The 6959-nt window shown below is 46.0% G+C and carries 7 protein-coding genes; 5 read left to right on the top strand and 2 right to left on the bottom strand.

Annotation, left to right across the window (positions count from 1 at the left end; translation table 11 throughout):
• The 4 genes from F6K37_RS28555 to F6K37_RS45695 all read left to right on the top strand — a co-directional run.
• Window positions 1–786: HlyD family secretion protein (locus F6K37_RS28555; protein WP_287253811.1), on the top strand; the 786-nt coding region annotated here is incomplete at its 5' end.
• Between the two features lie 480 nt (window positions 787–1266).
• On the top strand, window positions 1267–3654 hold the full coding sequence (locus F6K37_RS28560) for an ATP-dependent Clp protease ATP-binding subunit (protein WP_287253813.1): 2388 nt from the start codon (window positions 1267–1269) through the stop codon (window positions 3652–3654).
• Between the two features lie 163 nt (window positions 3655–3817).
• Window positions 3818–4942, top strand: coding sequence for a 3-dehydroquinate synthase (aroB, locus tag F6K37_RS28565; protein ID WP_287253815.1), 1125 nt, complete (start codon window positions 3818–3820; stop codon window positions 4940–4942).
• A 15-nt stretch (window positions 4943–4957) separates the two neighbouring features.
• Window positions 4958–5065: an AraC family transcriptional regulator gene (locus F6K37_RS45695; RefSeq protein ID WP_071986925.1), complete on the top strand. Its 108-nt coding sequence runs from the start codon at window positions 4958–4960 to the stop codon at window positions 5063–5065.
• An 86-nt stretch (window positions 5066–5151) separates the two neighbouring features.
• On the opposite strand, the gene F6K37_RS28570 is transcribed toward F6K37_RS45695, so the two are convergent.
• Window positions 5152–5334 carry a hypothetical protein gene (locus F6K37_RS28570; protein WP_081473263.1) on the bottom strand — a complete coding sequence of 61 codons (183 nt, stop codon included), beginning with the start codon at window positions 5332–5334 and terminating at the stop codon, window positions 5152–5154.
• Between the two features lie 428 nt (window positions 5335–5762).
• On the opposite strand from F6K37_RS28570, the gene F6K37_RS28575 reads away from it, so the two are divergent.
• Window positions 5763–6428 carry a hypothetical protein gene (locus F6K37_RS28575; RefSeq protein ID WP_009149370.1) on the top strand — a complete coding sequence of 222 codons (666 nt, stop codon included), beginning with the start codon at window positions 5763–5765 and terminating at the stop codon, window positions 6426–6428.
• 11 nt (window positions 6429–6439) lie between these two features.
• Here F6K37_RS28575 and F6K37_RS28580 read toward each other — a convergent pair whose 3' ends face one another.
• Window positions 6440–6718: a lipopolysaccharide assembly protein LapA domain-containing protein gene (locus tag F6K37_RS28580; protein WP_009149372.1), complete on the bottom strand. Its 279-nt coding sequence runs from the start codon at window positions 6716–6718 to the stop codon at window positions 6440–6442.
• Window positions 6719–6959: the final 241 nt, after the last annotated feature.

Below are 6959 nucleotides of genomic sequence, written 5' to 3' on the forward strand. Positions count from 1 at the left end.
CAAGGGGGCTTTTCTAAGATTCAGTTCTTGAGGCAGCAAAATGAGGTCAAAAATCGCCAAACTGAGATAAACTCCAGGATTGAAGAAGAAAAACGCTTGCAAAAAGAAATTGCTGGGGTCAGAGCGAGTCTACTCAATACCATTGCGTCTTCTCAACGAGAACTGGCTGATTTGATGGCCCAGAATCAAGAAAGAATTGATAGCATAAACACCCAAATAGCTAGCATTATCAGTCAATTAAACCAACGCATTGTTGATAACAATAAACAGATGGCTGAAATTGATAGCCAGTTGCAGCAGGCTCAACTCACCCTAAGCTATCAAGAACTACGAGCTCCTGTGGATGGAACAGTCTTTGATTTGCAACCCTCAACTCCTGGTTTTGTTGCCAATACCAGTGAGCCAGTGCTCAAAATTGTTCCCGGTAGCTCTCTTATTGCTAAGGTCTATCTTACCAACCGAGACATCGGCTTTGTGGAAAAAGAAAGCAAAGCCGATGTCAGAGTTGACTCTTTTCCCTTTAGTGAGTTTGGTGATGTCAAAGGGGAGGTAATATGGATTGGTGTTGATGCCCTACCACCGGATCCTGCGGAATTGCGTCAAGACTATACTTTCCCTGCCAAAATCAAATTGGATAAACAGTTCATTCAAGCTTATGGCAAAAAAGAGCCATTGCAATCGGGTATGTCTATCAGTGCCAATATCCGGGTGCGTAAGCGAACAGTGATGAGTATTTTCACCGAGATGTTTTTGGATAAGACTGAAAGCTTGACCAAAATGCGTTAGCTATCAGCTATCAGCTCTCAGCTCTCAGCTATCAGCTATCAGCTCTCAGCTATCAGCTCTCAGCTCTCAGCTATCAGCTTTGTGGCACAGGCTAGAAGCCTGTGCCACAAAACTGTTCCCGTAGCGTGGCCAACGGCCAAGGGCAAATCCCCACAGTTAAATCGAACTATTAAATTCTCCCGTTCAAGGTTTATTTTAAATAAGCTGATGGCACCTCAATTAGCTTGCGCGTAGCGCATATGCTGACAGCTGAATGCTGACAGCTGAATGCTGACGGCTGAATGCTGACATGTTTCCCTACCTAAGCGATCGCTCTAGGTGTTGGTTGTTGCTATTGGCGGCAACCACTCCTCAAGATTACGGTTCTACCGACTGCTGAGTTTAAGCACAGATGGGTACATTGATGGAAGTAAAGTACATAAAACTTTACACCAGGGTGATCTCTCACCCACTGCTTAAATTCGGTAAGGTGAACCGGGGATGTTTGAACATTTTACAGATAAAGCGATCAAATCCATCATGCTGGCTCAGGAGGAAACCCGTCGCTTGGGACACAGCCTCGTAGGAACTGAGCAATTGCTGTTGGGTTTGATTGCACAACGAACAGCTGTGGCAGCCAGAGTGCTGAGGGATTTTGGTGTTACCCTCGAAGATGCTCGCTACTCGGTGGAAAACACTGTGGGTAGGGGTTCGAGAATGGTTAGCTCAGAACTTCCTTTCACCCCCAAAGCCAAAGAAGTTTTCCAGCAATCTTTCCAGGAAGCTAAGCAACTTGGACACAACTACATCGATACTGAACATTTGTTGCTAGCTATTATTCACGACAAGAACAGCGTTGCGAGTCAAGTACTGGTAAACCTGGGTGTAGACCTCACAGAATTACGCACCCATGTCAACAGTTCCATAGCAGAATTAACAGCAGCAACGACTGCTAAGGGAAAAGGTTCCTCGTTTAGAGGGAATACTCAAAACCAGAAAGCTACCTTAGAAGAATTTGGAACTAATCTGACCAAGTTAGCTGCAGAGGGCAAACTGGATCCGGTGGTTGGTCGTCAGCAGGAAATCGAGCGGGTGGTGCAGATTTTAGGTCGTCGTAGCAAGAATAACCCCATATTACTGGGGGAACCTGGAGTCGGGAAAACTGCGATCGCAGAAGGTCTAGCCCAACGGATTGTATCTCAAGATGTTCCAGACCTGTTGGCAGACAAACAAGTGATTAGCCTAGATATGGCTTTATTGGTTTCTGGTACTCGCTTCCGGGGAGACTTTGAAGAACGGCTCAAGCAGGTTGTGTCTGAAGTCCAGCAATCCGGGAATATTATCCTAGTAATTGACGAAATTCACACCTTAGTTGGTGCAGGCTCCTTAGAAGGGGGTATGGATGCGGCTAATCTGCTTAAGCCTGCTCTAGCTAGAGGTGAACTCCAGTGCTTGGGAGCTACTACTCTCGATGAATACCGCAAGTATATTGAGAAAGACGCAGCACTAGAACGTCGTTTCCAGCCAGTCATGGTCTCGGAACCCTCTGTAGAGGATACCATTGACATACTCCATGGTTTGCGCTCAACCTACGAGGAGTATCACAAAGTCCAGATTTCCGACCAAGCGTTACTGGCTGCAGCTCAATTATCAGACCGCTATATCTCGGACCGCTATTTACCCGACAAAGCCATTGACCTGATTGACGAAGCTGGGAGTCGGGTTCACTTGATGCACTCAAAGCCTTCTTCAAGGGCTAGAGCAGAATCAGAGTGGGAGAGTGAGGGAATTGAAGGTAAGTTATCTCCATCCCCAACTATTCCGATTGTGGATCAAGAAGACATTGCTCAAATCGTCGCGTCTTGGACTGGGATACCGGTCAATAAACTGACGGAATCTGAATCAGCTCTGCTGCTGCACTTGGAAGAAACCTTGCATGAGCGGATCATTGGTCAAGACGAAGCTGTTACTGCTGTGTCTCGGGCAATTCGTCGGGCAAGAGTTGGATTAAAGGATCCCAATCGACCGATTGCTAGCTTTATCTTCTCTGGTCCGACTGGAGTTGGTAAGACAGAACTGGCTAAATCTTTGGCTTCCTACCTGTTTGGGTCAGAAGACAAGATGATTCGCCTTGACATGTCGGAATATATGGAACGCCACACTGTTTCCAAGCTCATTGGTTCTCCCCCAGGGTTCGTGGGTTACGACGAAGGCGGTCAACTTACTGAAGCCGTGCGACGCCAGCCTTACTCGGTGGTACTATTTGACGAAATCGAGAAAGCTCACCCTGACGTTTTCAATGTACTGTTGCAACTGTTAGATGATGGTCGCTTAACCGATGCTAGAGGTCGTACTGTAGATTTCAAGAACACAATATTAATCATGACCTCCAACATCGGTTCTAAAGTGATTGAAAAAGGAGGTAGTGTTTTTGGCTTTGAGTCGTCAAAAACCTATGAGGAGTCTAGGTACAACCAGATCCGCACTCAGGTCAATGAAAATCTGAAAGACTATTTCCGTCCTGAGTTCCTCAACCGCCTTGACGATATAATTGTCTTCCGTCAGCTCAAGAAGAATGAAGTTAAGGAAATTGCGGAAATTCTGCTTCAGGAAATCTCTAGCTCTATACAAGAGAAAGGAATTATCCTGGAAGTCACAGAGGCTTTCAAGGACCACTTAGTCAAAGCAGGCTACGAACCGAGCTATGGTGCTAGACCTCTACGACGGGCAATTATGAGCCTGTTAGAAGATAGCTTAGCCGAAGCCATGCTATCTGGTCAGATTCAAGAGGGGGATACAGCAGTTGTTGATGTGGATGATCACGGTCAGGTCACCGTATTATCTGCAAACGCCCAAAAGAGGCTGCGGCAACCAGTTGGGGTTTGCTAGTGCCAAGGAATGATGCCAAATTTCGTTAAAGCCTGGACTTTAAAGGCTGGATCTGTAGAGGGGTTGCCTGCAATCCCTCTAACATATATCTACATCTACTATAAAAGATACAAAAAGTAGATATATACAGCGCCATAGTTAACCAGGAAAAAGGCTCCTCCTCATGAAGTTAGTTATTCCCGTTGCTCTACCAGAACATTCCTATGATATTGCGATCGCACAACACCTTCCTGATGGCAAGATGACCACAGGTGGCTTAGATGATATTGGGGTTTGGATGAGCCGTCTACAGTTGGGTAAAAAAGTTTTAGTGGTATCTAATCCAGCAATTTTCCGAAGATATGGGGAAAGAGCGATCGCAGCCTTGGAGTTAGTGGGATATCAGGTATCTAGCCTCACCCTGCCTGCTGGTGAACGATACAAAACTGTCAAATCTATCCAAAAGATCTATGATGTTGCCCTAGAAAACCGCCTAGAACGCTCCTCGACTCTAGTGGCATTGGGCGGTGGGGTAATTGGGGATATGACAGGATTTGCTGCTGCCACTTGGCTAAGGGGAATTAATTTCGTTCAGGTTCCCACATCTCTGTTGGCCATGGTTGATGCTTCAGTTGGTGGCAAGACTGGGGTCAATCACCCCAAGGGCAAAAACTTGATCGGTGCCTTCCATCAACCACAATTTGTCTTAATTGACCCTTCGGTATTAAAAACATTGCCAGCCCGAGAATTGCGAGCAGGGATGGCAGAAGTGATTAAGTATGGGATTATCTGGGATGAAGAGCTATTTGTGAAACTAGAGGAATCAAAGCGACTTGACCAATTGCGTTACCTGAAGAAGGATTTATTAGAAACAATTCTCTCTCGGTCTTGTCAAGCTAAAGCGGATGTGGTCAGTCAGGATGAGAAAGAAGCTGGGATCAGAGCAATTTTGAACTATGGTCACACCATTGGTCATGCCGTAGAAAGCTTAACTGGCTACAAGTTAGTGAATCATGGGGAAGCCGTAGGGATTGGAATGGTAGCGGCAGGCCAGATTGCTGTGGCACTCCAGATGTGGCAGCCAGAAGAGGCCGAACGCCAGGATGCTTTAATCACAAAAGCTGGACTACCTACTAAGTTACCCAGTGGGCTAGATATTGATGCCATTATTGATACCCTGCAAACGGATAAGAAAGTAAAAGACGGTAAGGTAAGATTTGTTTTGCCTACCAAGATTGGTGAAGTAACCTTGACAGATCAGGTGCCAACTGATCTGATTAGGGAGGTGCTTAGGCAAATGCAGCTATAGCAAAGGGAATCGGGAGTGGGGAATCGGGAATCGGGAATCGGGAATCGGGAATCGGGAGTGGGGAATCGGGAATCGGGAATCGGGAATCGGGAGTCGGGAATCGGGAGTCGCTTACAAGGGTAGGTTTTTGAGAAAGGGGTGAGTAGGTACTTTTATAGCACTACCCATTAAGCTTAGGACATTCCTAAACTCTGAAACTTAGTCATAGCTTACTTCTGACTTCTGACGCAAGAACCTTGCTGACTTGCGCGTAGCGCTATATTACGTATAAATTCCTCAAAATATGTATCACCATACACAATAATTTCCCGGATAATTATCCCCATTTCCCGCTTTTCCCGATTCCCCACTCCCGATTCCCCACTCCCGACTCCCGATTCCCGATTCCCCACTCCCGATTCCCCACTCCCAACTCAAATGTCAAGGTTTGATAACTTGCTCAAAACATCTATCGAAGATGCTATGAAACCATTGAGAACCGGCCAAAGGGTTGACCCCTCATGTCACTCAATTCCTGACTGGGTAAGACTCTCCCCAGGTTACCCTAGGGGGCGGAAAGGATTTGCCCACACCATTATCCATAGCAATTAGGGAAAGTTGATCGAGAAATCGCAAAATTTTGAAAATGAGCTAGGGTAGACATTGGCACCAATCTAGATTTCAATTTAGGGTTAGGTTGCCATTGACACACGAAAATTACCCAAAGCTATGGGCAAAGGGCTTATTGCCCCACGTTAAGGGTGAAATTAACAAAAAAATATGCGACCTTAGCAGTAGTGGCAATTCGTTGTAATTCGGTTCCAGTTGAGAGGCAATATTAATGAGTGATGGTATGGCATTCCTGACGGGGGCTGCCTTTGCCGGAATGGCAGCATTGTTTCTCCTCAAAGGAGGAGGCAATATGGTGGCGAATAACCTTCCCTCTTCCCAACCCTTCCAAATTTCCCCTAACAATCCCTATAATTCCCCTTACACAGATCAACCGCCAAACCAGGCTCTAGCTTCACCGAACTTAAATAATTTAAATAATAATTTAAATAATATGCTCAATGTTGAACAGCAGCGGCGGGACACTGAGCAGCTCAAAGCTATGGTTGAGCAACAACGAGCTGAAACTGAACAGCTCAAAGCCCAACTTCACAATCAGCAGTTACTGCTAGACAATCTAACTGCTCAGGTTGATGCCAGTGTGATCAGGGCTCCTGAGCAACTAATCCCTAATCGTAAAACTACTAATGAAACCGCAAATACCCTCATGTCAGGAATACTTTGGGGACTTGGCGGTATGGCGGTAACCATTGGTGGTGGTGCCGTTGTGATTGGCGGGTTAGCCTTGATATCACGACCACAGCGTCCTCCTCGTACAACTTACGTGGTCCAACACCCCTACTCTAGTGCTCCTCCTTCCCTACCAGCGAGACGGCGCTCTGAGTTTATGTCTCATCAATATGATGATAGACTTTATGACCGGATGGACTACGAATAGATTGTCCAAGTCTACTCATCGTAGTATAGGTCATCCTCAGAGTCTAGGAATTTCAAGGATTTCCCCAAAAGCTGCCACACTAGAGGTGCGATCGCTCCCCCAAGAAGACCAATACCAACGCTAACAGCCAAAACAACACCGATTGGCAGATCAATTGACTCGAAGACTAAAAACTTCACGGATACTTCCGTGATATTTTGGATCGAGAAAATAGCGATCGCGCCAATCCAAATAGCAACTATCAGAGATGTCAGAAGTAAGCCAAGTTTTATGATCTGGGAATAGTTCATTATGGTAACTAGTTAATGGTGACTAGTTCGACTCTATTTATTATTTTTTCTAGCACAGTAGCCCTTTGAATACCTGATTCTGTCAACAGTAGGTGTAGGGTGGGCAAATAATTTTAGTTTCACCAAAAGTACAGTTCTCATCTCCCTTTGCCCACCCTACTGACTGACTATGTCACAATGGCTGGTAAGGATAGCCGGAGGTGAGAGCGATGCCCCAACTACTCGACCAAACCACCGATCA

This window comes from Moorena sp. SIO4E2 (assembly GCF_010671945.1).
Classification (GTDB): Bacteria; Cyanobacteriota; Cyanobacteriia; order Cyanobacteriales; family Coleofasciculaceae; genus Moorena; species Moorena producens.

Bases quoted from the DNA above. Each gene is read 5' to 3' on its own strand.
- F6K37_RS28560 (WP_287253813.1), top strand. From the start codon at position 1,267: ATGTTTGAACATTTTACAGATAAAGCGATCAAATCCATCATGCTGGCT.
- F6K37_RS28580 (WP_009149372.1), bottom strand. From the start codon at position 6,718: ATGAACTATTCCCAGATCATAAAACTTGGCTTACTTCTGACATCTCTG.
- F6K37_RS28575 (WP_009149370.1), top strand. From the start codon at position 5,763: ATGAGTGATGGTATGGCATTCCTGACGGGGGCTGCCTTTGCCGGAATG.
- aroB (WP_287253815.1), top strand. From the start codon at position 3,818: ATGAAGTTAGTTATTCCCGTTGCTCTACCAGAACATTCCTATGATATT.